This is a genomic window from Bacillus sp. RSS_NA_20 (assembly GCF_020165915.1).
GTDB classification, from domain to species: domain Bacteria; phylum Bacillota; class Bacilli; order Bacillales; family Bacillaceae; genus Bacillus; species Bacillus altitudinis.
Map to the genome: position 1 here is coordinate 664,246 of NZ_JAIUKW010000005.1, position 25,178 is coordinate 689,423.

Sequence of the window (25,178 nt, forward strand, 5' to 3'; positions counted from 1 at the left end):
GAGTGAAATGAATGGGAACCTTGTTTAATGAAATTTTAACCTGGCTGACAAGCCTTGGTTACGCAGGTGTTGCACTTGGACTGATGATTGAAATTATCCCGAGTGAAATTGTACTTGCCTACGGCGGATATATGGTGTCAACAGGAAGCATAGGATTTGTTGGAGCCGTCATCGCTGGGGTTATTGGAGGAACACTTGCCCAGTGCTTTATTTACTGGATCGGCCTTTACGGCGGAAGACCTTTTTTAACAAAGTATGGGAAGTATTTATTCATCCATGAGCATCATATTGCCACGGCAGAACGCTGGTTTGACCGATATGGAACTGGTGTCGTATTTACAGCTCGATTTATCCCAGTCGTGCGCCACGCGATCTCAATTCCAGCTGGTATTGCAAAGATGCCATTTCTGAAATTTGTTCTTTTGACCGGATTAGCCGCCATCCCTTGGTCCATCCTATTTATTTATCTTGGAATGCAGCTTGGGACAAAATGGGACCACATTCAAAGTGTCGCTCACACGTATACAACACCAATTATGGTCATTGCCATCGTTCTCATCGTACTGTATTTCGTTTTGAAAAAAATTCGCACAAATCGAAAACGGACAATCTAACGAAAACGCCTTTCACTCGTCATGTGAAAGGCGTTTTTTCTATGCGTGCGTCGATTGTTTTTTCATATATTGAGATAATTCCATAATCATTGCACCCATTCTTTCAAGTGAAGGGGCTAGAATGCGGCTTATCCCCTCTTCTTTTAATGCTTCAGCTGTGACTTTTCCAACAGCTACAGCTAATACATGCTGCTCGAATAGATGTTGCAGTTCTTCTTTTTTGCCCCATTCTTCTGCTAGTTTGAAAAAGGCATGAACCTGAACAGCGGTTGTAAAACAAACGGCATGGACCTTCCCTTCTTTCATTTCTTGAAGCAAAGTGTCCGCCGCCTCTGGTTCAGGGGGCGTGTGCTGATATGGCATGAGCTGCAAAACGTCTGCTCCCTTGTGATGTAAAAAATCAATGAGAGCTGGTGCATTTTCGCCGTGAAGCTGTACCATGACCCGTTTACCTTGAAGTTCTTTGTCTTCTAACTTTGAAATGAGGTCACGAACGGTTCCATCTTCATCAGAAACATCTGGCTGAATGCCGTGTTTTTTTAGAGCCGCAAACGTTTTGTATCCTCTTGAAGCGATATGGGCACTTGATAAAATGTTCATAAATGCTTCTCCAAGCTGGAGCTCTTCTGCACTTTCAATTAATGTGTCTGTGCCGATACCCGTTGTTAAAATGACCCAGTCAGCTCCCTTCTTTACAAAGGTTTCTATGCCTGGCTTCAATTCCTCTTTGGCTAAAAATACAGTGCCCTGAAGAGAACGAATAACAGCTTGTCCTCCTTGCTTTTCAACAAGTGTACGCATTTCTTCTGTTTTTCTTGTTCCGCATATGGCAATGGTCTTTCCAGCTAAGCCTTTACTCATTCTCATCCCTCTTTTTCTATCACATGTATGATGTATTGTATTAAATATAGATTTATTTGGAAGACGTTGCAAGTGTCTACTAAAAAAGAGCTTGACGTTTCTATCGAATTCGAGTATCTTTTGTAAGTGCAAATTGTAGGAGGTCATTATGGAAAAACAGAATGTTCAAGCAATTCGATTATCAATCGCAGACCCAACACCACTTGGTTTGTTTGGTTTAGCAATGGTGACGCTTGTTGCGTCTTCACAAAAACTAGGAATCACAGATGGCACATCTCTTATTTTACCTTGGGCTATCTTCCTTGGAGGAATCGCGCAGCTGATCGCGTCCATACAAGATTCAAAGCATCATAATATTTTTGGAGCCACTGCCTTCGGCGCATTCGGTCTTTTTTGGATGGGTGTTGGAACCACTTGGCTCATTCAAGCTGGCGTTTTTGGGAAAACGCTTGCGGGAGCTGCGGACCCAAAACAACTAGGTTTTGCTTTTATTGGTTATTTGATTTTCAGCTTATTTATGACGATCGGTGCAATGGAAACACATAAAGTATTGTTTTTGATTTTCGTCTTTATTGATTTCTTATTCATTGGCCTTTCCCTTAGCTCGTTTGGTGTGATGTATGATGTAACTCATACGATGGCTGGTATTGCAGAATTGATTATTTCTCTTCTTTCATTTTATGGTTCTGCAGCTGTTGTGCTGAATACACATTTTGGTCGTACAGTACTGCCAGTTGGACAACCATTTCGAGTGTTTACTAAAGCATAAATAAAAAAGAACTGCTCTTGGCAGTTCTTTTTTTTATTCTTATTTTTCTTGTTCCTCTTGAAATATCTCTGCAATGATTTCATAAGAACGCATTCTTTCTTGATGGTCAAACATATCAGAATTAATCATGACTTCATCTGCTTGAGTTGCTTCAATAAAGGCTTCTAACTCTTTTTTCACCTTTTGTTTATCCCCGATCATCGTCGAACTTAATTGTTCGTCCACCATCGCCTTCTCATATGGACTCCATAACCCATCCATACTTTCAACAGGGGCTTTGAGTTTTCCTGGTGTATTACGAATAAGGCTCAAAAATCGCTGATAATGAGACGTCGCCAAATATTCAGCCCGCTCTGTTTGATCAGCAGCAAAAACCGTGACACCAACCATCGCATAAGGTTCTTTTAACACATCTGAAGGTTGAAATGACTGTCTGTATAATTCTAAAGCAGGAATGGTATTTTTAGGGGAGAAATGTGCCGCAAAGGCAAATGGCAGTCCCAGTTCTCCTGCAAGCCTTGCACTAAAACCACTTGAACCAAGAAGCCAAATTGGTATATCCAATCCTTCTCCCGGAACGGCTCTTACATGTTTTTTGACCTGACCAGTCGGTTTGAAATATTGCCGAAGTTCTTCAAGCTGCTCAGGGAAATCCTCCCCATTATGAAGATTACGTCTAAGTGCCCTTGCCGTTAACTGATCTGTTCCTGGTGCCCTGCCAAGACCTAAATCAATTCTCCCTGGATACAGAGTCTCCAGTGTTCCAAATTGTTCTGCAATGACGAGTGAAGAATGGTTTGGAAGCATAATCCCCCCAGAACCAACCCGGATCTTTTCAGTCCCTCCAGCAATATGTCCAATCAAGACGGATGTTGCTGAACTCGCAACCCCTTCCATATTATGATGCTCCGCAAGCCAATATCTATGGTAGCCCCACTTCTCAGCTTTTTTTGCTAAATCCATACTATGTTCAAATGATTCTTTAATTGTGCCCCCCTCTGTTACAGAGGATAAATTTAACACGGAATATGCTGTGTGTTGTAAAACTGATTGACTCATACATGCTGCCCCATTTCTTTCAAAAATCATACTAGTTTCATTCTTTCAACACCATAACATAAAACGATTTAACTTTTAAATGATTTGATTCGATGAACTTCGAACTAAAAAATATCATTAAGCTCAATTCCGCTTTTTAAATTTCCACATAGAATAAAATATTAACTTTTAGGAGATGGGGAATTTGTATAACCAGTACGATAACAAATGTCCCTTTTGCGGAAAAAATCATGATTGGCAACCTCATTACAGAAAATCTCGTCACGATAGACTTACATTTGATGATTGCCCTCTTCTTAAACGAGAATGTAAAAAGAAAAAAGTTGTTAAACATCACAGCACTTGTGCTAAAGCAAAAGGACGAAAAAAAGCAAATAATAAGATTGTAAAAAGAGGTTCTACTGGTGTTACTGGGCCTACCGGAGTTACTGGAGCTACTGGTCCTACCGGTGCCACCGGGGTTACTGGATCCACTGGAAATACCGGACCTACCGGTGATACTGGTGTAACTGGAGATACCGGGCCTACTGGTGCCACTGGTGTAACTGGTGATACTGGGCCTACCGGTGCCACTGGTGATACCGGACCTACCGGTGCGACTGGTGATACCGGGCCTACCGGAGCCACTGGTGCAACTGGAGATACTGGTCCAACCGGTGATACTGGTGTAACTGGTGATACTGGGCCTACCGGTGTAGGATTAACAGGAATTGAAGCGTTTGATCCGGTAGTAAGTCCTACTTACCCGGTAGGGCAAGTAGTGACCTTTAATGGCAGTACGTATGTAGTAAATACTGCACCACCGACAGGTACACCAGATACTTCCCCAGACTACACATTACTGGCTGCAGCAGGATCAACTGGAGATACTGGAGATACTGGGCCTACCGGTGCGACTGGTGTAACTGGTGATACCGGGCCTACCGGAGCCACTGGTGCAACTGGAGATACCGGACCTACTGGTCCAACCGGTGATACTGGTGCAACTGGTAATACCGGGCCTACTGGTGCCACTGGTGTAACTGGAGATACCGGGCCTACTGGTGCCACTGGTGTAACTGGTGATACTGGCCCTACGGGAGCCACTGGTGTAACTGGAGATACTGGGCCTACCGGAGCCACTGGTGCAACTGGAGATACCGGGCCTACCGGTGCGACTGGTGTAACTGGTGATACCGGGCCTACTGGTGCTACTGGAGTAACTGGTGCGACTGGTCCAACCGGTGATACGGGTGCACCTGGTAATACCGGACCTACTGGTGCTACTGGAGTAACTGGTGCGACTGGGCCTACCGGTGCCACCGGAGTTACTGGAGTTACTGGAGCTACTGGAGATACCGGTCCTACTGGTGCCACTGGTGTAACTGGAGATACTGGGCCTACCGGTGCGACTGGTGTAACTGGTGATACTGGGCCTACCGGTGCTACTGGTGTAACTGGAGATACTGGCCCTACGGGAGCCACTGGTGTAACTGGAGATACTGGGCCTACTGGTGCCACTGGTGTAACTGGTGTAACTGGTGATACCGGACCTACCGGTGCGACTGGTGTAACTGGTGATACCGGGCCTACCGGAGCCACTGGTGCAACTGGAGATACTGGGCCTACCGGTGCTACTGGTGTAACTGGTGATACTGGACCTACCGGTGCGACTGGTGTAACTGGTGATACCGGGCCTACCGGAGCCACTGGTGCAACTGGAGATACCGGACCTACTGGTCCAACCGGTGCAACTGGTAATACCGGGCCTACTGGTGCCACTGGTGTAACTGGAGATACTGGTCCAACCGGTGATACTGGTGCAACTGGTAATACCGGGCCTACCGGTGATACTGGTGTAACTGGAGATACTGGCCCTACGGGAGCCACTGGTGTAACTGGTGATACTGGGCCTACTGGTGCAACTGGTGTAACTGGTGTAACTGGTGATACCGGACCTACCGGTGCGACTGGTGTAACTGGAGATACTGGACCTACCGGAGCAACTGGTGTAACTGGAGATACTGGGCCTACCGGAGCAACTGGTGTAACTGGAGATACCGGGCCTACTGGTGCCGCTGGTGTAACTGGTGATACCGGACCTACTGGTGCGACTGGTGTAACTGGAGATACTGGGCCTACCGGTGCCACCGGAGTTACTGGTGCTACTGGAGATACCGGGCCTACTGGTGCGACTGGTGTAACTGGTGATACTGGGCCTACCGGTGTAGGATTAACAGGAATTGAAGCGTTTGATCCGGTAGTAAGTCCTACTTACCCGGTAGGGCAAGTAGTGACCTTTAATGGCAGTACGTATGTAGTAAATACTGCACCACCGACAGGTACACCAGATACTTCCCCAGACTACACATTACTGGCTGCAGCAGGATCAACTGGAGATACTGGTGTAACTGGAGATACTGGCCCTACGGGAGCCACTGGTGTAACTGGTGATACTGGGCCTACTGGTGCAACTGGTGATACCGGACCTACCGGTGCGACTGGTGTAACTGGAGATACTGGACCTACCGGAGCAACTGGTGTAACTGGAGATACTGGGCCTACCGGAGCAACTGGTGTAACTGGAGATACTGGTCCTACTGGTCCTACTGGTGCCACTGGTGTAACTGGTGATACCGGACCAACCGGTGATACTGGTGTAACTGGTGATACCGGGCCTACCGGTGATACGGGTGCAACTGGTGCCACTGGTGTAACTGGAGATACCGGGCCTACTGGTGCCACTGGTGTAACTGGAGATACCGGGCCTACTGGTGCCACTGGTGTAACTGGTGATACTGGGCCTACTGGTGCCACTGGTGTAACTGGTGTAACTGGTGATACCGGACCTACCGGTGCGACTGGTGTAACTGGTGATACCGGGCCTACCGGAGCCACTGGTGCCACTGGTGATACCGGACCTACCGGTGCTACTGGTGTAACTGGTGATACCGGACCTACCGGTGCGACTGGTCCAACCGGTGCCACCGGAGTTACTGGATCCACTGGAGATACCGGTCCTACTGGAGCCACTGGTGTAACTGGTGATACTGGTCCAACCGGTGCGACTGGTGTAACTGGTGATACCGGGCCTACTGGAGATACCGGGCCTACTGGAGCCACTGGTGTAACTGGTGATACTGGTCCAACCGGTGCGACTGGTGTAACTGGAGATACTGGGCCTACCGGAGCAACTGGTGTAACTGGAGATACTGGGCCTACTGGTGCCACTGGTGTAACTGGTGATACCGGACCAACCGGTGATACGGGTGCGACTGGTGTAACTGGAGATACCGGGCCTACTGGTGCCACTGGTGTAACTGGTGATACTGGGCCTACCGGTGCCACCGGAGTTACTGGTGCTACTGGAGATACCGGGCCTACTGGTGCCACTGGTGTAACTGGTGCAACTGGTAATACCGGACCTACCGGTGCGACTGGTGTAACTGGTGATACCGGGCCTACCGGAGCCACTGGTGCAACTGGAGATACCGGACCTACTGGTCCAACCGGTGATACTGGTGCAACTGGTAATACCGGGCCTACTGGTGCCACTGGTGTAACTGGAGATACCGGGCCTACTGGTGCCACTGGTGTAACTGGAGATACTGGTCCTACCGGTGCTACTGGTGTAACTGGAGATACCGGGCCTACTGGTGCTACTGGTGTAACTGGAGATACTGGACCTACCGGTGCCACTGGTGTAACTGGAGATACTGGTCCTACCGGTGCCACCGGAGTTACTGGAGCTACTGGAGATACCGGGCCTACTGGTGCCACTGGTGTAACTGGAGATACTGGGCCTACCGGTGCGACTGGTGTAACTGGTGATACTGGTCCAACCGGTGCGACTGGTGTAACTGGTGATACCGGACCTACCGGTGCGACTGGTGTAACTGGTGATACCGGGCCTACTGGTGCTACTGGAGTAACTGGTGCGACTGGTCCAACCGGTGCCACCGGAGTTACTGGAGCTACTGGAGATACCGGGCCTACTGGTGCCACTGGTGTAACTGGAGATACTGGTCCTACCGGTGCGACTGGTGTAACTGGAGATACCGGGCCTACTGGTGCTACTGGTGTAACTGGAGATACTGGACCTACCGGTGCCACTGGTGTAACTGGAGATACTGGTCCTACCGGTGCCACCGGAGTTACTGGAGCTACTGGAGATACCGGGCCTACTGGTGCCACTGGTGTAACTGGAGATACTGGGCCTACCGGTGCGACTGGTGTAACTGGTGATACTGGTCCAACCGGTGCGACTGGTGTAACTGGTGATACCGGACCTACCGGTGCGACTGGTGTAACTGGTGATACCGGGCCTACTGGTGCTACTGGAGTAACTGGTGCGACTGGTCCAACCGGTGCCACCGGAGTTACTGGAGCTACTGGAGATACCGGGCCTACTGGTGCCACTGGTGTAACTGGAGATACTGGGCCTACCGGTGCGACTGGTGTAACTGGTGATACCGGGCCTACTGGTGCCACTGGTGTAACTGGAGATACTGGGCCTACCGGTGCCACCGGAGTTACTGGTGCTACTGGAGATACCGGGCCTACTGGTGCCACTGGTGTAACTGGTGCAACTGGTAATACCGGACCTACCGGTGCGACTGGTGCAACTGGTAATACCGGTCCTACTGGTGTAACTGGTGATACTGGGCCTACCGGTGCGACTGGTGTAACTGGTGATACCGGGCCTACCGGAGCCACTGGTGCAACTGGAGATACCGGACCTACTGGTCCAACCGGTGATACTGGTGCAACTGGTAATACCGGGCCTACTGGTGCCACTGGTGTAACTGGAGATACCGGGCCTACTGGTGCCACTGGTGTAACTGGAGATACTGGACCTACCGGAGCCACTGGTGTAACTGGAGATACTGGGCCTACCGGAGCCACTGGTGCAACTGGAGATACCGGGCCTACCGGTGCGACTGGTGTAACTGGTGATACCGGACCTACCGGTGCGACTGGTGTAACTGGAGATACCGGGCCTACTGGTGCTACTGGTGTAACTGGAGATACTGGACCTACCGGTGCCACTGGTGTAACTGGAGATACTGGTCCTACCGGTGCGACTGGTGTAACTGGTGATACCGGGCCTACTGGTGCTACTGGAGCCACTGGTGTAACTGGTGATACCGGATCTACTGGTCCAACCGGTGATACTGGTGCCACTGGTGTAACTGGAGATACTGGTCCTACTGGTGCGACTGGTGTAACTGGTGATACCGGACCTACCGGTGCGACTGGTGTAACTGGTGATACGGGTCCTACCGGGCCTACTGGTCCAACAGGTGCCACTGGTGCAGGATTAACAGGAATTGTAGCCGCTGATCCGGTAGTCAGCCCTACTTACCAAGTAGGGCAAGTAGTGACCTTTAATGGTAGTACGTATGTAGTAAACACTGCACCACCGACAGGTACACCAGATACTTCCTCAGACTACACATTACTAGCTGCAGCAGGACTAACTGGAATCACTGGTGCCACTGGAGACACCGGTCCAACTGGAGCTACTGGAATCACTGGTGCCACTGGAGACACCGGTCCAACTGGAGCTACTGGAATCACTGGTGCCACTGGAGGTACCGGTCCAACTGGAGCTACTGGAATCACTGGTGCCACTGGAGGCACCGGTCCAACTGGAGCTACTGGAGGCACCGGTCCAACTGGAGCTACTGGAATCACTGGTGCCACTGGAGGCACCGGTCCAACTGGAGCTACTGGAATCACTGGTGCCACTGGAGCTAGCGGGCCAACTGGAGCTACTGGAATCACTGGTGCCACTGGAGCTAGCGGTCCAACTGATACGGCACTTTATGCTGGAAATACAACAGGTCCTACAATCATTACTATTGCTGGTGGTACGAACATTGCTTTACCAAGTAATCAAAATATTAATGGATTTACGCCGAATGGTTCAAATGATACATTCACAGTCCAGCAAACAGGTAAATACTATATCACATATCAAGTAAATACCACTACTGCACTTTTAGTGAGCACAAGGCTATGGTTGAATGGATCAACTGCTATTCCAGGTTCAATTCAGTCCTCTGCCGTATCCACAACTTTTATGAGCAATACAGTTATTGTCAATTTAACAGCAGGAAATACAATTTCATTACAATTTTTCGGAGCGGTTGTAACAGCCATTCTAATAGGTGGTGGTGCAACCGGTGCATCACTTACCATCATCAGACTCAGCTAAGTGAAACGAAGATAAAAAAAGAAAGGCTCTGTCAGCCTTTCTTTTTTCTATCTTCAATTACGCTTATACAACGGTCAATATCAGGAGATTGCAAGAGGTGAAAAATAGACTGTATGAAAGAAAACTCTAAATTCCACCATTCTAATAACTGAAGTTTTTCAATGATATCAGAAGAAAACCGATATTTCATGAGCCGCTGCGGGTTCCCTGCGACAATCGCATATGGAGGCACATCTTTTGTAATCAGACTATTTGCTCCAATGACTGCCCCGTTTCCTATCTGTACTCCTGACATGATTGTTGCTCCATATCCAATCCAAACATCGTGCCCTATACACACATCCCCTTTTGATCGTGGATGTCCTTCAATATGGGCAGCATCTGTGAAAATTTGATTGAAGGGATATGTGGTGACCCAATCTGTTCGGTGTTCACCACCAAGAAAAACTTTTACTTCGTTTGCGATGGAACAAAACTTCCCTACATTCAGCGTTGTTCCTTCTCCCCACGTCAAGACTTGAAAATTTGGTCCAGCATAAGTGTAGTCACCTATATCATACGAACTGAGCTCACTTCTTTGATTTAAAAACATAGAAGATCATACCCCCTACAAAGTAATCGATCTTCGTATGTATATGCCAGATGATAGGCTCACATTATGATTGGACAAGTGCAACGATCTGCTTTTTCTTCCATACCAGTCGATAATAGCCGTATTGGAGCAATAAGTTTACAAAAAAGGCTGCAGGATATCCTATCCAGATTCCTTTGATCCCAAGCGATGTATGGTGTGATAGCACATAAGCCACTGGTACTTCAACAAGCCAAATGGAACAAATACTAAAGATGGTCGGCCATAGAACTGTGCCACTTGCTCTCATTGTGGCTGCAACGATTTGTGCTGTTCCAAAAATGAGATAGCTCCATAGGGTAATCACGACCAAACTATATGCAATATCAATCGTTGCAGGATCTGTTAAAAAGATAGATAAAATTTGTGGTGCGAAAATATAGACGAAAATAATAATCAATCCGCCTATCGCAAAGTTTAGCCCCAGCCCAATTTTAATGACATCCTTCAAACGATTCATGTTTCCTGCGCCAATGAATTGTGCGGCGAAAATAGAAACCGCAATACCAAGGCTCACTGCAGGCATCTGTACATAACTTACAACTTGGTTGACAACGCCATAAGCTGCGGTCGCCTGTGATCCATAATCGTTGACAAAAGAAATGACAGCAATTTCTGATAAAGAAATGAGAATCATATTAATACTAGAAGGGATACTTAACTTTAATAGCGTTTTTAATAAATCCCCTTTCATCAATAAATGCTTTCTAACCGACGCATCAATGCGCAGCGGGTGCTTTGTTTTATAAAGATAGATATGAAGAATGATAAACGTAACGATTGTAGAAATCACAGAAGAATACGCAGCACCATATAAACCAAATGCCGGTAAACCAAGCCAGCCGAATAATAAAATTGGCAGCAATAAAATATTGGTTCCTGTACTAATCATTAAGAAATAAAATGGTGTTTTCGAATCTCCTGTTCCACGTAAAAAGGTCGTATAGACAAAATAAAGAAATAAGATGGGCATGGAGATGAATAGGATTCTGGCATATGCCGCACTTTCCTCCACAATATTTGCAGGTGTCCCCATCAAATGTAAAATATCTGTGGCAAAAAAACCTCCAATGACAGCTAAAGAAAGTCCGATTAAAAAGGTGAACGAAAGCGTTGTACCGATAATTTCCTTTAACCTCTGCTCATTTTTTGCTCCGTATGCTTGTCCAATCAGGATCGAGCTCCCTGATCCAATCCCAATGGAAAAAGAAACAAGTAAAAAGAAAAGTGGAAAGAATGCCGAAATTGCAGCTACTGCATCCTCTCCAATCCATCTACCGACAAGCACAATGGAAACAAGCTGTCCAATTGATTGCAAAATATTGCTTAATAAAAGTGGAATTAGAAAGATCGACATGGTTTTTACTAAAGATTGATTATTATCTAACGTCATGATGGTTCTCCTTCTCTGTCTAAAGATCCTCAGCTAACATGCTGACAATGCGGTCTTCTATCTCTTTTCCTTTTTCGTCATCAACGAGATGATTCAATAAGATGGAAAAAGCAAGCGTTTTTCCACTCTGCGTTTCAATATATCCAGATAGTGTGCTGACCGTTGATAGTGTACCTGTTTTTGCACGCACTTTTTCTAGTGTAGCTGGTTCTTTCAATCTGTTTCTTAATGTACCTCCCACCATACGCTCACTTGCCCCAGCTAACGGAAGTGCATGGACATAGGTGTTAAACCATTTTTCCTTTTGAATGTTTGTCAAAAATAACGTGAATTGATTTGCAGAAACAAGATTAATCGGTGATATGCCTGATCCGTCTCTCAACACAGTCATAGATGCATCTATGCCATAGGCTGGAAGACGTTCATTCAGCACGTCAAGCCCTTTGTCAAAACTTCCTTTGTTCTTTACCCGCTTCCCAAGTTCTTTTAACAGAATTTCTGCATGTGTATTGTTGCTTAATTTCATCATCGGAACAAGAAGATCGGATAAAGGCATTGATGAATGGGAAGCGATTTTTTTCGCTTTTTTAGGAACTTGTTTTGTTTTGAGTGATCCTTTCAGCTCAATCCCCTCAGCCTTTAATGCTCGTTTCATTAAGTCTAAAGCATACGTTGTCGGTTCCCATAATGCGACCCATTGTTTAGACGATGATGCTTTTAGCGGAATCGTCCCAGTCAGTGTAATTTTGTTTGTACCGTGAGAGCGTTTAAAAGATATTTTCTTCTTTCCGCCTTCTGGCACAGTTTTCACTTGATTGATAACTTGAGCGACGTCAGTCTTCGGGATCATCTCATAGCTGGCCTTCTGCCCTGCTTTCTTTCCCGGCTTAACTTCGAGAATGATCGTTCCTGCATCATAATCCTCATTCGGTGAAGCAGTAAGAGCAGATATTTGAGCGCCGTAATATTGATCTTCATCACTCCACGGCAGATCGATGGAATACCTTGTGTCATCAAACCAAGTATCATCAGCCGCAAGCTGTCCACGAATCGTATGTATTCCGGCCTTTTTGACTTGTTTGGCTAATGCGGCAAAATCGCTTTCTAACAATGTCGGGTCTCCAGTGCCTCGGAGATAAAGATTGCCGTGCAATGTTTTCTTTTGGATTAAACCATCCATCCAAACGTCTGTTGGAAAAGTGTGTGTTTCACCCAGTAGATCGAGTGCGATAGCAGATGTGAGTAGTTTCATATTAGAAGCAGGAGTCAGACGGATGTCCGCTTGATGTTCATAAAGAAGGGAAGTGTCAGAAGTATCGCGTACGCTGATGCCAGCAATCGCGCCCTCTAGATCAGGTGCTGTTCGAATGAATTCGTCTAAGGAAGTGATCCATTTTAATTGATCATCATGAGCTGTTAGTTGTTCATCTTTCACTGAAAAAGGGAGAAATAACATCGACAAAATACATAGTTGTAAAAACATGACCTGTGAGAAACGTTTCACGCAATCCCTCCTTTTTAGAAAAGCAGCCAAATTTAGCAGATTATGTTCATTATACACAAAAGAACGTTTGTTCTCAAAGGTTTTTTAAACAGAAAAGTCAGCTTTCTTTGACGAAAACTGACAAGCCTCTTTTACCTATTTTCAGGATTCCAGCCATCGCTTCCGCTAAGCACGGATTGAACGGTGATTTGACTTGCTTCGTTTTTTGTTAATATCGTTGACCACTTCACCCGGTTTGCCAAATGACTCCCTGCGCCTGTTGATCCATATTCTTGATATCTAGCCGTTCTTTCATTGTCTTTGTTATCCCAGTTATGCCATCCCTCAGCTTTAATATGTTCATCCATTTTTGTTTGGAGGAACGTGACAGCCGAATGAGGTCTCCACGGACGGCCTAAGTACACAGATTGAGACGCAGCCGTTCCTTTATTTAACGTGGAATCAATAAAAACGTAGCCATACTTTTGCGCTTCTGTTGTGGATGCCGCTGTAATATACCCATTTCCAAGACTTTTTATTTCAGCTCTTTTAAATACAGCCGTTGCTGAACCAAAGATGAAGTCAACCGTGCCCTCGATATAGCAATCTTCATAATACTGTCTACCTGTGCCTGTGGCATATAGTGTATCTTGATACCCGAGAACACGTACGTGTTTAAACACAGCCCGGTCCCCGGACACATAAAGGGCAACCGCCTGCCCTGCGTTTCGGCCAGCTGTATTTTGAAACGTGATATTTTCTGCGTAAAAATGATTTGCCCGAATCATTGTACTAGAGCTATTGGTTGTACTCCCGCTGCTTGCATTTGTATCATCATACGTCAGAATCGTCTGATACTGATTTTCTCCAATAAAGGACACATACGGCTTATTTTGCGGAAGGAGAATCTTTTCTTTATACACACCATTTTTAATATATATCGTCGTTTGCTGTTGATTGTTCACTGGTATCGCATCAATGGCAGATTGAACCGTTCGGAATGTCCCATTTCCTTTTTGATCGACAATAAGCACGCGGTTTGTTTGATGGTTGTGTCCAGCTGCTTGCGCATAAGCTGAGTCAAAAAGCAGTAAGGCCAATACCATCATCAGCAGTCGTTTTCCATACTTCATCACACATCTCCCCCTTATATTGTGAACGTTTTCATTGACGTATTCTTTTTGATCCTATTCAGTGATAAAACAAAAAAACACAAAAAAACATCCACTGTGTTAGGTTGTGGATGTTTTTTCATATTTCATCGCATAAATTCCTTCATTTTCAATCCATTCACAAAATAGGACGTCTTTATAGGAGGAAATGTGCTGCTTTTTCAATTGCTCTCTCAGCCACGCTTCATCAAATCCAGCTTCCTTTAAATCTTTTCTTAAAATCTCTCCGTCGATAATAAACGTTCTAGGCAATGTGACTTCTTTTCCTTTCACGTTCACATCTTCGGCTGTAGCTGGTGCATATTTCATTTTCGGAAGCACACTCACAGACCCATCCGTTTCCAAAATGGCAAATTCAATTTCATTAAGAGCAAAATGCCCTTTCGCCCGAATCAGTGTCTGCAGCTGATTTAAATCGAGCATATTTTTCTTTAATCGATTGTAGTGAATCTTTCCTTTATCAATCACAAGAGTCGGTCTTCCTTCTAAAAAGGCGCGAATGGATTTGAATTTTTGTGAAAGCCATTCAACTGTGTAGATTAAAACGCCCCAGACTGCAACTGCAAAAAGGATATGTAGCACGCTGACTTCTGGATCAAAAATGGCGTTACCGACCATCTCCCCTAAAATCAGTGCAGAAATAAAATCAAACGGCGTGATTTGTGCAAATTGTGTTTTCCCTAATAGCTTTGTAATGGAAAATAAAGCAAAAAATCCGATAAAGAGTTCAATCAAAATATTAAAAAATGGCACACATATACCTTCCTTTCTCACTGCATGTACTTACAGCATGTACAGGAAAGGAAGGTTCTAAACCATTTATGAAGGCAGTAAAATAAAGACGTCGTCTTCCTCAACCAATGCTTCATATGTTTTCACGCATCCATGATCTGGTTCTTGAACATTTCCTGATGAAAGGTTGATTTTCCAATCATGCATTGGACAGAAGACATGATCTCCGCTCACCATTCCTTCAGCTAGTACACCGCCTTTATGAGGACAGCGATTTTCAATGGCTTTGAACTGCTTGTTAGAGGTTTGAAAAACAGCTAATTCAAGTGGACCGGCTGCGACTGTTTTCCCTAGCTGCAACGGGAAATCTGATATTGTACCAATATGAACTTTTACAATTGAAACTGTCATCTGATCTCATCCCTTCAATTGATTTAGACGGAAGCAGTTGCCTTTTGAAATAATTGTCTTGTTTCTGTTTCGTTCTCTCGAATCTCTTGCCACGGTTCTTCATAAGTTGAAAGTGCGATGTCCATTCTTTCGATGAGTGCTGCACGTTTCTTGTCATCTAGCAGGACCGTTTGGATATGATTCAATCCAAGCCGTTCAACCCAAGCGGATGTTCTCTCTAAATAATTTGCGGTTTCTCTGTAATATTGAAGGTAGGCTGCGGCCATTTGTTCTACTTCTTCTGCTGTACTTACTTTCATTAATAAGTCTCCAGCTCGTAAATGTGTCCCTCCATTCCCGCCAGCATACAATTCAAATCCCCCATCGATACCTACGATGCCAAGATCTTTAATCCCAGATTCAGCACAGTTTCTTGGACAGGCTGATACGGCCATTTTGACTTTGTGCGGTGTGGCAAGTCCTTCAAATTTCTTTTCAAGTGCGATCCCAAGAGAAATGGAATCCTGCGTTCCGAATCTGCAAAATTGTTCTCCAACACAAGTTTTGACGGTTCTTAATGATTTTCCGTAAGCATAACCAGACGGCATATCTAAATCAGCCCATACTTTTGGTAAATCTTCTTTTTTGACACCTAAAAGGTCGATTCGCTGCCCTCCAGTCATTTTCACAAGCGGTATCTCATATTTGTCAACGACATCCGCTATTTTTCTCAGGTCATTAGCATTTGTCACGCCTCCGTACATACGTGGAACGACCGAATAGGTACCATCGTTTTGGATGTTGGCATGCATTCGTTCATTCACAAATCGCGAGCTTTTTTCATCTTTGTAGTCAAGCGGATACATCATCCCTAAATAGTAATTCAGTGCAGGCCGGCACTTTGAACAGCCTTCTTCTGTTTCCCAGTCAAGTACATTCATCACTTCTTTGACATGCTGCAAACCTTTCTCTTTTATTTCATGAATCACTTCATCTCTTGATAAGGTGGTGCAGGCGCAGATGGTTTCTTTTTGCGCAGTGCGGTTTGCATCATCGCCTAAAGTGTGCCATAAAATCTCTTCCACAACAGGTTGGCAGCCTCCGCATGATCTAGAAGCACTTGTACATTGCTTGACCTCTTGTATGGTCGTTAGGCCTTCTTTTTGAATAGCTGCCACTATTTGACCTTTTGAGACACCATTACAGCCGCAAACGATATGGTCGTTTGCCATATGTTCAATCGTGTTTTCTTGCGTCAGCTCATTTGATGTTAAGACAGATACTTTTTCCATATCTGACATATCAACACCTTCTCTAATGTACGAGAATAAACGTGGTCCATCGCTTGTTTCTCCAAATATGACGGCGCCGACTAAGCGGTTTTGCTGGAAGACTAGTTTTTGATAAATGCCTTGCTGTTCGTCAAAAATCTTAATCGCTTGTTTCTCATCGTTTTCGATAAAATCACCAGCTGAAAATACATCAACCCCTGATACTTTTAGCTGTGTCGATAGTACAGATCCTTCATAAGGCGTCGGGGCCATATCACATGCATGCTTCGCAAGCACGTTTGCTTGATCGTATAATGGCGCGACAAGACCGTACGTTTGTCCTCTATGTTCAACACATTCTCCGACTGCGTAAATCCGCGGGACACTTGTTTCCATGAAATCATTGACGATAATCCCCCGGTTCACTTCAATGCCACTCGTTTCGGCAAGCTTGTGATTCGGTTTAATTCCTGCCGCCATGACCACCATATCTGTCTCTAATGTGGAACCATCCGAAAATGTTAATCCTTCTACTCTTGTATCTCCTAAAATTTCATTTGTCTGTTTTCCTAATAAAAAGCTCATGCCTTGTTTTTCTAATGCTGTTTGCAGAAGTTGACCTGCCATCGGATCGAGCTGCCGGTCCATTAGATGAGAGCCAAGATGAATAACGGTCACTTTCATTCCTAAGTTTAGTAGACCACGCGCGGCTTCAAGTCCAAGGAGCCCGCCTCCAATGACGGCTGCTTTTTTGTACATCATAGATGCTTTGACCATTTCCTCTGTGTCTTGTAATGTACGAAAAGCTGTTACCCCTTTTTTATCACTCCCTGGAATGGGGGGGATGAACGGGAGTGACCCTGTCGCTAAAATTAAACGGTCATAATGCACGGTCCGTCCTTGATCACTCATAACGGTTTGATTGTCTGGATCGATCTTCACAATGGTCTCATTTGTAAACAGCTGAATATGATGTTCCTTGTACCAAGTCCAATCGTTTAACGTAATATCCTCTGTCTTTGTATCCCCTTGGAGAACTTTCGATAAAAGAATCCGATTATAGTTAGGATACGGCTCAGTTCCAAATACAGTCATGTCGAATCGTTCATTGTCTGTTTTTAAAATGTTTTCGAGCGTTCGGATACCAGCCATACCATTCCCTACTAATACGAGTTTTTCTTTCATGAAAAACACCCCTCATGTGATCGTTTTTTAGAAAGTACCATAATCTAAACAAAGATGGAAAATACATGTTAAAATTTCTCACATAGTTTTCAATTCTTGTAGGCTGACAGCTGTACAGGACAATATTTAAAACCTGGCATTTTACTGTGTGGATCTAACTGTTTACCAATTAATAGGTTAATTGATTGATGTTTGTTCCAGTGAAATGGAACAAACACAGTATCTTTTCGGGTGGTATCTGTTATGTGACACCTCATGATGACACTACCTCGTTTTGACTGGATGGTGACGAGTTCCCCGTGCTGAATCCCGTAAGCTTTGGCTGTATCAGGATGAAGCTCTGCATAAGCTTCAAACTGCCGGGCAACAAGAGAGGTGCTTTTTCTTGTTTGAACGCCCGTTTGGTAATGAGCCATCACCCTGCCGGTCGTTAAATAGAGTGGATATTCTGGACTGACTGGTTCTTTTGCACCCTGTTGTCCATGTGCAACGACTGCAAATTTTGCTAATTTATCAGGATGTGAGAATTGATGCTCAAATAGTCTTTCTGTTCCTCGGTCTTCCAAATGAGAGCAGGGCCATAATATGCCTTGCGTCTTCCTTAACCTGTCATAGGTCATACCGGAATAATCGGCTTTGGCTCCTTTCGTTGCTGTTCTCAATTCCTCAAAGATGTCTTCTGCAGATGAAAAAGAAAAAGAGCCGCCTTTGCCTAATACTGCTGCTATATCACAAATGATTTGCCAATCGTGCTTTCTTTGGTGTTTGAGTGGATAGGTTGCTTCTCTCAGCGTAACGCGTCCTTCTATGTTCGTCATGGTCCCTTCGTCCTCTAAATATGACGAAGCTGGTAAAATAACATCTGCGAGTGCAGCCGTTTCAGAGATAAATAAATCAATTGCGACAAAAAAGGACAGCTGCTCGATGGCTTTTTTGATAAAGCTTGCATGCGGACCTGATTGAACGGGATTAGAACACATTAAAAAGAGCGCTTTTATCTCTCCTTTCTGCATTTTTTCAAACATTTCAAATGCAGATACACCTTTTCCAGGCAGTTCTTTTTCATCGATCTTCCATATTTCAGCCATTTCTTTTCTATGTACTGGGTTTGTGATATCACGGTAACCAGGAAGCTGATCTGCTTTTTGTCCATGCTCTCTTGCACCCTGTCCATTTCCTTGCCCAGTAATGGCACCATAGCCACACCCAATCCGACCAATTTTCCCAGTAACAAGCAGAATATTCAGGAAATTACGAACGGATGCTGTCCCGTCTATTTGCTGCTCAATGCCTCTTGCAGTCAGAATCATGCCTGTTTTTTCGCGGGCGAATTTTCTCGCTATTTTTTGAATGACTTTCATCGATACACCGGTTTGCTGCGTAATGTCTTGCAGGGACATGTGTGAAATATGCTGTTTCATTTCTTGAAAACCTGATGTTCGTTTTTTAATAAATTCTTCGTCTAGTAACTGTTCATGAAGCATGACGTGTAAGATTCCATTTGCGAGTGCAGCATCTGCCCCAGGCCTTAAGCTGACATGTAAGTCAGCTAGTTTGGCTGTTGCTGTTTTTCGCGGATCGATCACGATGAGAAATGCCCCGTTCTTTTTAGCTTCTTCCAAGTACGGTATGAGGGTCGGCTGACATTCCGCTATATTGGTTCCAACCAATAGTAAAACCCGGGCATGCTTGATGTCACGAAGCGGAAAGGTTAGACCCCGATCAAGTCCAAATGTTTGGTTAGCTGCTGTTGCTGCTGAAGACATACACAGTCTTCCATTGTAATCAATGTATTTCGTTTTAAGGGCGACCCTTGCAAATTTTCCGAGTAAATAAGCTTCTTCATTTGTAATCGATGCACTACCATACACACTGATAGCATCGTGCCCATGTTCCGTCTGAAGGGTTTGAGTGCGTGCTTTGATTTCGTCAAGTGCCTCCTGCCAAGTCACTTTGACAAATTGACCGTTTCTTTTGATGAGGGGGTGATTCAATCGTTCCTTGTGCAGTGCGTGCTGGTGGGCATGCTGCCCTTTCATACAGATCCTGCCGAACGTGGTTGGATTATGAATACCTATCGTCTGGTAGCGTGTTCGCCCTTCTGCGTGCTGCTCGACTAATTGCATTTTGCACTGCATACTGCAAAACGGACATTGAGATGGGAATACCCTTTTTCGCTCTTGCTGCTCTGATGTTTGCTGCACATATTGTAAAAAAGATTGATTCATACATTCACACCCTTTTGTCTACTTTGCTCAAATTGCTCGCAGAGCTCTTCTCTCATTTCCTCATCGAGCAATTTTTCTCGGATGGAAATGATGCCGTTTTTTTGGATCCAGTCTCCAATAGATTCTTGAAAATATGCACGTTTTCTATAGTCTTCAAGCAGTGCTTTTAAAAAAGGAATCAGCTCATCCGTTCGGCTCACAGAATAAAAAAGTTGACCTCCCTTAGGTTGACGTATGCTGCCTCCTATATAAATGTCCCATTCATCCAGCTGCTTCTTGATGCAGATGTCATAGATGGGGCTGAAATGACATACGCAGGAAGGACCAGCGATATGAATCGATGTGACTGCAGGTAAAAGCGTGTTTTCTAGTTGTCTTTCGATCTCCATGACAAGTGTTGTGACAGATGAATCGTGACGACAATCACATGAAAGAACATGAGAAAGTCTCTTGGTTTCTTGTGGCATGATGTGTCCATGTTCTTTTACAATATGGGCGGCCTCTTGTGAAATACCGATCAGCCGAATTCGTTTATTCTCCGTTAGTTCTACGTGCTGAATTTGCTTTTGCTCTAATAATCCGGTTATCATCTGTAAAAATGTCAGATCAAGACGGCCACCATATAACTGAGGCATTAGTATGGGCTCATGATCTGATGGGCTGTCTTTTACGAAAAGATCTTGAAACTGCTCAAGATAGTATGGAATGGCTGCGCGGCACTTGTCACAGCCGTTATCTGTCATCCAATCAAATTGTCTTCTTACTTGCTCTTCATTCAGCGGATGCTGATTTTTGATATACGAAAAAATGGTCTGTTTTTCTACATTTGTGCACGAGCAAAACGTGTCCAGTGCTTCCGTTAGCTGATTTGATGAGACATGGCAGCAGGCACGAACAAGCTCTTGACAGCCTCCGCAGCCCGTTGCGGCCCCTGTCTGTTTTTTTATCTCTTCTAAATTTGTCAGCTGATGGACCGATATGCTTTTGAATATTGTTCCCTTGGTCACCGTATGGCATTGGCAGATGAGATCCTCTGTTTTTAATGAATCTAAAGGGGATATCTGCTCTTCATTCAGTGATTTCATGACTACGCTTTTATCACGCCCCACTTTTACATCCTGCAAAAGCTGCTCAGCTCTCTCAAGTTGACCAACTAATACAACGCCTGTGAGCACATCATGTTCAAACACTAGTTTTTTATATACTTCTTGTTCTTCATCTAAGTAAGTCACCACTGAAGCGGAGGGGGATCGGTTTACAATACTGCCAGCAGAATAAATAGATATGTCATTTACTTTCAATTTTGTTGAATAAATGGCAGGAGGTAAATTCGTGACCAGTTCATCTAATAAATGATTCGCAAGCACGTTTGCTTGTTCATAAATAGGCTGCACAAGACCGTGCACCATCCCCTTATGCTCTGCACATTCTCCAATAGCATAAATATTCTCAACGTTTGTCTGCATGACATCATTTACAACAATGGCTTTTCTTGTATGAATGCCGTGCTGTTTTGCAAGCTCTATATTCGGACGGACCCCCGTTGTGAAAACCACGAGATCAGCATCCACGATGTCTCCACTTTTTAACAGAACGCCTTCTACTCTCTCGTTTCCTAAACATGCAATCGTATGAGCATTTGTTTTTACCTGAATCCCCTTGCGACTTAATTGTTGAGACAAAAGCCCTGCAGCGGTTTCATCTAATTGGCGTTGCATAAGCCAATCCGTGTGATGAATCAAGGTTGTCTTCAGTCCAGCGATCTGTAAACCAGCGGCCACTTCCACACCAAGTACACCACCTCCAATGACTGCTGCACGCTCATAGCGTAAAGAATCAGCGTAAATGGCCTCATAATCGTCAATCGTACGAAAAGCATAGACCCCTTTTTTGGATACGCCTTGTATAGGTAGAAAATGAGGCGATGAGCCTGTGGCGATAACCAGTTTGTCATACGGGATATTCCGGCGTGCTTCTGTCATGATCAATTGCCGGCTTGTATCGATGTGGACAACTGCTTCGCCTGTTTGGATGGTGATGTCATGTTTGGTGTACCATTCTTTTGGCTTTAGTTCAATTTGAGACAATGATTCACTTTTTTGTAAAACCGATGAAAGTTTTATTCGGTTGTAGGCCGGGTGCTTCTCTTTTCCAATGATTGTGATGGAATAGCGTTCTGGCTGATTCTTTACGATATGCTCGATACATTTCATACTCGCCATGCCGTTTCCGATAAACACGAGTTTACGTTTTGCCATGTGAGATCAACCTTTCTAGCTTTTTGCGCCAAAGCAATGTTTGCCTAGATTATGGCACACATTTGTAAAAAAGTGTTTATCCATGTCATTTTTTCTAACACAATACTTCCATTCCTTCTATCAACTCGCTATCTTTAAGTCAGAAAATTCAAAATAAAGGAGGGGTTTTGTGAAACTCTCAGAATTGACTTCTAGTGGTCATCCTAAGACATTGTTTGGTTCATTTTTATATTTTGACGTGAGTTTCATGATTTGGGTTTTGCTGGGGGCACTCGGTGCTTTTATTGCACAAGATTTTGCCTTATCGACAATAGAAAAAGGCATGATTGTAGCCATTCCGATTTTATCCGGATCTTTTTTTCGAATTGTGCTAGGCCTATTAACAGACCGAATGGGACCTAAAAAAACAGCGATGATGGGCATGATTTTGACCACCATTCCGCTTATATGGGGGTTTTTCGGTGGTACAACCCTTTCAGAGCTAGTACTGATCGGGATTTTATTAGGGGTTGCAGGTGCGAGTTTTGCGGTCGCTTTACCGATGGCAAGCCGCTGGTACCCTCCTCATTTACAAGGGGTAGCGATGGGAATTGCCGGCGCCGGAAACAGCGGAACACTGATCTCGACACTCTTTGGACCAAGGCTTGCGGAGATGTATGGCTGGCATACAGTGATGGGGCTCGCTCTTATTCCTTTAAGTTTCGTCTTTTTGTTTTTTATTTTCACAGCAAAAGATGCACCAAACCAGCCGGCCCCTCAGCCGCTTCGGTCCTATTTTTCAGTCTTTAAAGTAAAGACAACGTGGTTTTTCTGTCTTCTTTATGCAATTACATTCGGTGGTTTTGTCGGACTTTCAAGTTTCTTGAGTATTTTCTTTGTGGACCAATATGCGATTTCAAAAATTCATGCCGGTGATTTTGTGACGCTTTGTGTGGCGGCAGGCAGCTTCTTTCGGCCAGTTGGCGGTTTGATTGCCGATAAAATTGGCGGGATGAAAGTACTGCTCGGTTTATTTGCTTTGATTGGTATCTGTTTAGGGGCAGTGAGTAGTCTACCTGCTTTACCAGTGGTCATTGCGCTTTTATTTGTCGGAATGATGTGTCTTGGTATGGGGAATGGGGCGGTGTTCCAGCTTGTGCCGCAAGTGTTTCATAAGGAAATTGGGATTGTGACTGGAATTGTAGGGGCTGCAGGAGGCATTGGGGGATTCTTTTTACCAAACGTTCTTGGCAGTTTAAAAGAAATGACGGGCTCCTATACATTTGGCTTTTTGACCATTTCTCTTTTTGTTCTTGCTGTCTTCCTCTGTTTGGTTGTCTCCCAGTTCAAACGTAAAAAAGTCATTATCCAGCCAACCATGTCTGAATCATAAAAAGCCATGACCACTCTTTGGTCATGGCTTTTCTCTATATATGGTAAACACCCTTTGTTTGACCTATTTTGGCAGAACCGAACTCCCCATTAAATAACGGTCTACCTCATGCGCCACTTGTCTGCCTTCGTTAATTGCCCAGACAATCAAGCTTTGACCGCGTCTTGCATCTCCCGCTGCAAATACGCCTTCTACATTCGTCGTATATTCCCCATATTTTGCGTCAATCCGATTGTTTTTGCTGTCCACGCCAAAGTGTTTCACTAGCGGCTGTTCAGTTCCCTCAAAACCAATCGCAATAAAGACTAGCTGAGCTGGCCATACCTTCTCTGTTCCTGGAATCTCATGAAATTCAAACTTCCCTTGCTCGTTTTTCACCTTTTCCATTTGAATGGTATGAAGCTCTTTTAACTTCCCATTTTTATCAGCCACAATCTTTGTGGTTTGAATCGAATATTGCCGCGGATCTTCTCCAAATTTTGCTTGTGCTTCTTCGTAAGCATAATCTAGAGAGAAGACATAAGGCTGTTCTGGCCACATGTTATCCCCTACACGTGTATCTGGAAGCTTTGGATGCTTTCCGAATTGAACAACACTTTTTGCTTTTTGGCGAAGTGCAGTTGCGACGCAGTCAGCGCCTGTATCTCCTCCGCCAATCACAATGACGTCTTTCCCTTTTGCGTCAATAAAGTTTTTATCTTTGAATCCTGAATCAAGCATGCTTTTTGTTGCGAGTGTTAAATAATCCATTGCCAGGTGAATCCCTTTTGCTTCCCTGCCTTCAATTAACAGGTCACGCTGCTTTTGTGCACCTGTACAAAGGATGACCGCATCAAATTGCTCTTTCAGTTCATCAGCCGTGATATCCACACCAATTTCTGTATTGGTCACAAAGTCAATGCCTTCTTGTCTTAGCAGTTTAACTCTGCGCTCAACGACTTCTTTGTCGAGCTTCATATTCGGAATACCATAAGTGAGCAGTCCACCAAGACGATCAGATCGTTCAAACACGGTTACAGCGTGCCCTGCTTGGTTTAGTTGGTCTGCACTTGCCAGTCCTGCTGGTCCTGATCCGACAATGGCAACCTTTTTCCCTGTACGGCTTGAAGGAATTCTTGGTGTAATCCAGCCATTTTCAAAACCTTTATCAATGATCGTCCGTTCGATATTTTTAATCGATACTGCTGGATCATTGATCGCGACGGTACATGAGCCTTCACAAGGTGCTGGACATACTCTTCCAGTAAATTCAGGGAAATTGTTCGTTTTTTGTAGTCTTTCAAGCGCTTCTTTCCATCTGCCCCGGTAGACAAGGTCATTCCATTCTGGAATTAAATTGTAGATCGGGCAGCCAGAAACGCCGCCCCTGATCTCCATCCCAATTTGACAAAACGGTGTTCCGCAATCCATACATCTAGCACCCTGCTGTTTCAATACCTCATCTGTATAAGGAGCTGAATATTCTTTCCAGTCATTTTGACGAGTGAGAGGGTCACGTTCATTTGGCTTTTCTCTTTTATAATCCATAAAACCTGTTGCTTTGCCCATTGTCCTCTCCCCT

Annotated in this window: 16 protein-coding genes; 4 read left to right on the forward strand and 12 right to left on the reverse strand. The window is 44.8% G+C overall.

Annotated elements, in window-relative coordinates:
• Window positions 1-11: 11 nt before the first annotated feature.
• Window positions 12-614: a DedA family protein gene (locus tag LCD32_RS08895; protein WP_007499192.1), complete on the forward strand. Its 603-nt coding sequence runs from the start codon at window positions 12-14 to the stop codon at window positions 612-614.
• Between the two features lie 39 nt (window positions 615-653).
• Here LCD32_RS08895 and LCD32_RS08900 read toward each other — a convergent pair whose 3' ends face one another.
• The gene (locus LCD32_RS08900) at window positions 654-1,475 is read right to left on the reverse strand and encodes a uroporphyrinogen-III synthase (protein WP_024719426.1); all 822 of its coding nucleotides are present in this window, start codon (window positions 1,473-1,475) and stop codon (window positions 654-656) included.
• Window positions 1,476-1,623: 148 nt separating this feature from the next.
• Here LCD32_RS08900 and LCD32_RS08905 point away from each other — a divergent pair, with 148 nt between their 5' ends.
• Entirely contained in the window at window positions 1,624-2,244 is a 621-nt protein-coding gene (locus LCD32_RS08905; protein ID WP_007499188.1) for an acetate uptake transporter, read from the forward strand.
• Window positions 2,245-2,283: 39 nt separating this feature from the next.
• Here the strand turns inward: LCD32_RS08905 and LCD32_RS08910 are convergent, their stop codons facing one another.
• On the reverse strand, window positions 2,284-3,303 hold the full coding sequence (locus LCD32_RS08910; RefSeq protein WP_035704454.1) for an LLM class flavin-dependent oxidoreductase: 1,020 nt from the start codon (window positions 3,301-3,303) through the stop codon (window positions 2,284-2,286).
• 184 nt (window positions 3,304-3,487) lie between these two features.
• Here LCD32_RS08910 and LCD32_RS08915 point away from each other — a divergent pair, with 184 nt between their 5' ends.
• Window positions 3,488-9,502 carry a BclA C-terminal domain-containing protein gene (locus LCD32_RS08915; RefSeq protein WP_411908497.1) on the forward strand — a complete coding sequence of 2,005 codons (6,015 nt, stop codon included), beginning with the start codon at window positions 3,488-3,490 and terminating at the stop codon, window positions 9,500-9,502.
• 31 nt (window positions 9,503-9,533) lie between these two features.
• Here the strand turns inward: LCD32_RS08915 and LCD32_RS08920 are convergent, their stop codons facing one another.
• From LCD32_RS08920 to nirB (LCD32_RS08960), 9 genes are all read right to left on the reverse strand, one after another.
• The gene (locus LCD32_RS08920) at window positions 9,534-10,094 is read right to left on the reverse strand and encodes a CatB-related O-acetyltransferase (protein ID WP_035703200.1); all 561 of its coding nucleotides are present in this window, start codon (window positions 10,092-10,094) and stop codon (window positions 9,534-9,536) included.
• A gap of 64 nt (window positions 10,095-10,158) precedes the next feature.
• A complete protein-coding gene (locus tag LCD32_RS08925) occupies window positions 10,159-11,526 on the reverse strand; it encodes an MATE family efflux transporter (RefSeq protein WP_035703202.1) in 1,368 nt (455 codons plus the stop codon).
• Between the two features lie 19 nt (window positions 11,527-11,545).
• Window positions 11,546-13,030: a D-alanyl-D-alanine carboxypeptidase/D-alanyl-D-alanine-endopeptidase gene (dacB, locus tag LCD32_RS08930; RefSeq protein WP_224563582.1), complete on the reverse strand. Its 1,485-nt coding sequence runs from the start codon at window positions 13,028-13,030 to the stop codon at window positions 11,546-11,548.
• A 131-nt stretch (window positions 13,031-13,161) separates the two neighbouring features.
• A complete protein-coding gene (locus tag LCD32_RS08935; RefSeq protein WP_171465470.1) occupies window positions 13,162-14,142 on the reverse strand; it encodes a pectinesterase family protein in 981 nt (326 codons plus the stop codon).
• Between the two features lie 99 nt (window positions 14,143-14,241).
• Window positions 14,242-14,934 (reverse strand): DUF421 domain-containing protein, encoded by a 693-nt coding sequence (locus LCD32_RS08940; protein ID WP_024718337.1) that lies wholly within the window; start codon window positions 14,932-14,934, stop codon window positions 14,242-14,244.
• Between the two features lie 66 nt (window positions 14,935-15,000).
• Window positions 15,001-15,324, reverse strand: coding sequence for a nitrite reductase small subunit NirD (nirD, locus tag LCD32_RS08945; RefSeq protein ID WP_048002871.1), 324 nt, complete (start codon window positions 15,322-15,324; stop codon window positions 15,001-15,003).
• Window positions 15,325-15,347: 23 nt separating this feature from the next.
• Window positions 15,348-17,759, reverse strand: a complete 2,412-nt coding sequence (gene nirB / locus LCD32_RS08950) for a nitrite reductase large subunit NirB (protein WP_224563584.1) — start codon at window positions 17,757-17,759, stop codon at window positions 15,348-15,350.
• Between the two features lie 89 nt (window positions 17,760-17,848).
• On the reverse strand, window positions 17,849-19,987 hold the full coding sequence (nasC, locus tag LCD32_RS08955; RefSeq protein WP_135227079.1) for an assimilatory nitrate reductase catalytic subunit NasC: 2,139 nt from the start codon (window positions 19,985-19,987) through the stop codon (window positions 17,849-17,851).
• On the reverse strand, window positions 19,984-22,245 hold the full coding sequence (nirB, locus tag LCD32_RS08960; RefSeq protein ID WP_224563586.1) for a nitrite reductase large subunit NirB: 2,262 nt from the start codon (window positions 22,243-22,245) through the stop codon (window positions 19,984-19,986). Before nirB (LCD32_RS08960) ends, nasC begins: the two co-directional genes overlap by 4 nt.
• A gap of 169 nt (window positions 22,246-22,414) precedes the next feature.
• On the opposite strand from nirB (LCD32_RS08960), the gene LCD32_RS08965 reads away from it, so the two are divergent.
• Window positions 22,415-23,617, forward strand: a complete 1,203-nt coding sequence (locus tag LCD32_RS08965; protein ID WP_017367412.1) for a nitrate/nitrite transporter — start codon at window positions 22,415-22,417, stop codon at window positions 23,615-23,617.
• A gap of 63 nt (window positions 23,618-23,680) precedes the next feature.
• Here the strand turns inward: LCD32_RS08965 and gltD are convergent, their stop codons facing one another.
• Entirely contained in the window at window positions 23,681-25,165 is a 1,485-nt protein-coding gene (gene gltD, locus LCD32_RS08970) for a glutamate synthase small subunit (protein WP_008346585.1), read from the reverse strand.
• Window positions 25,166-25,178 lie beyond the last annotated feature (13 nt).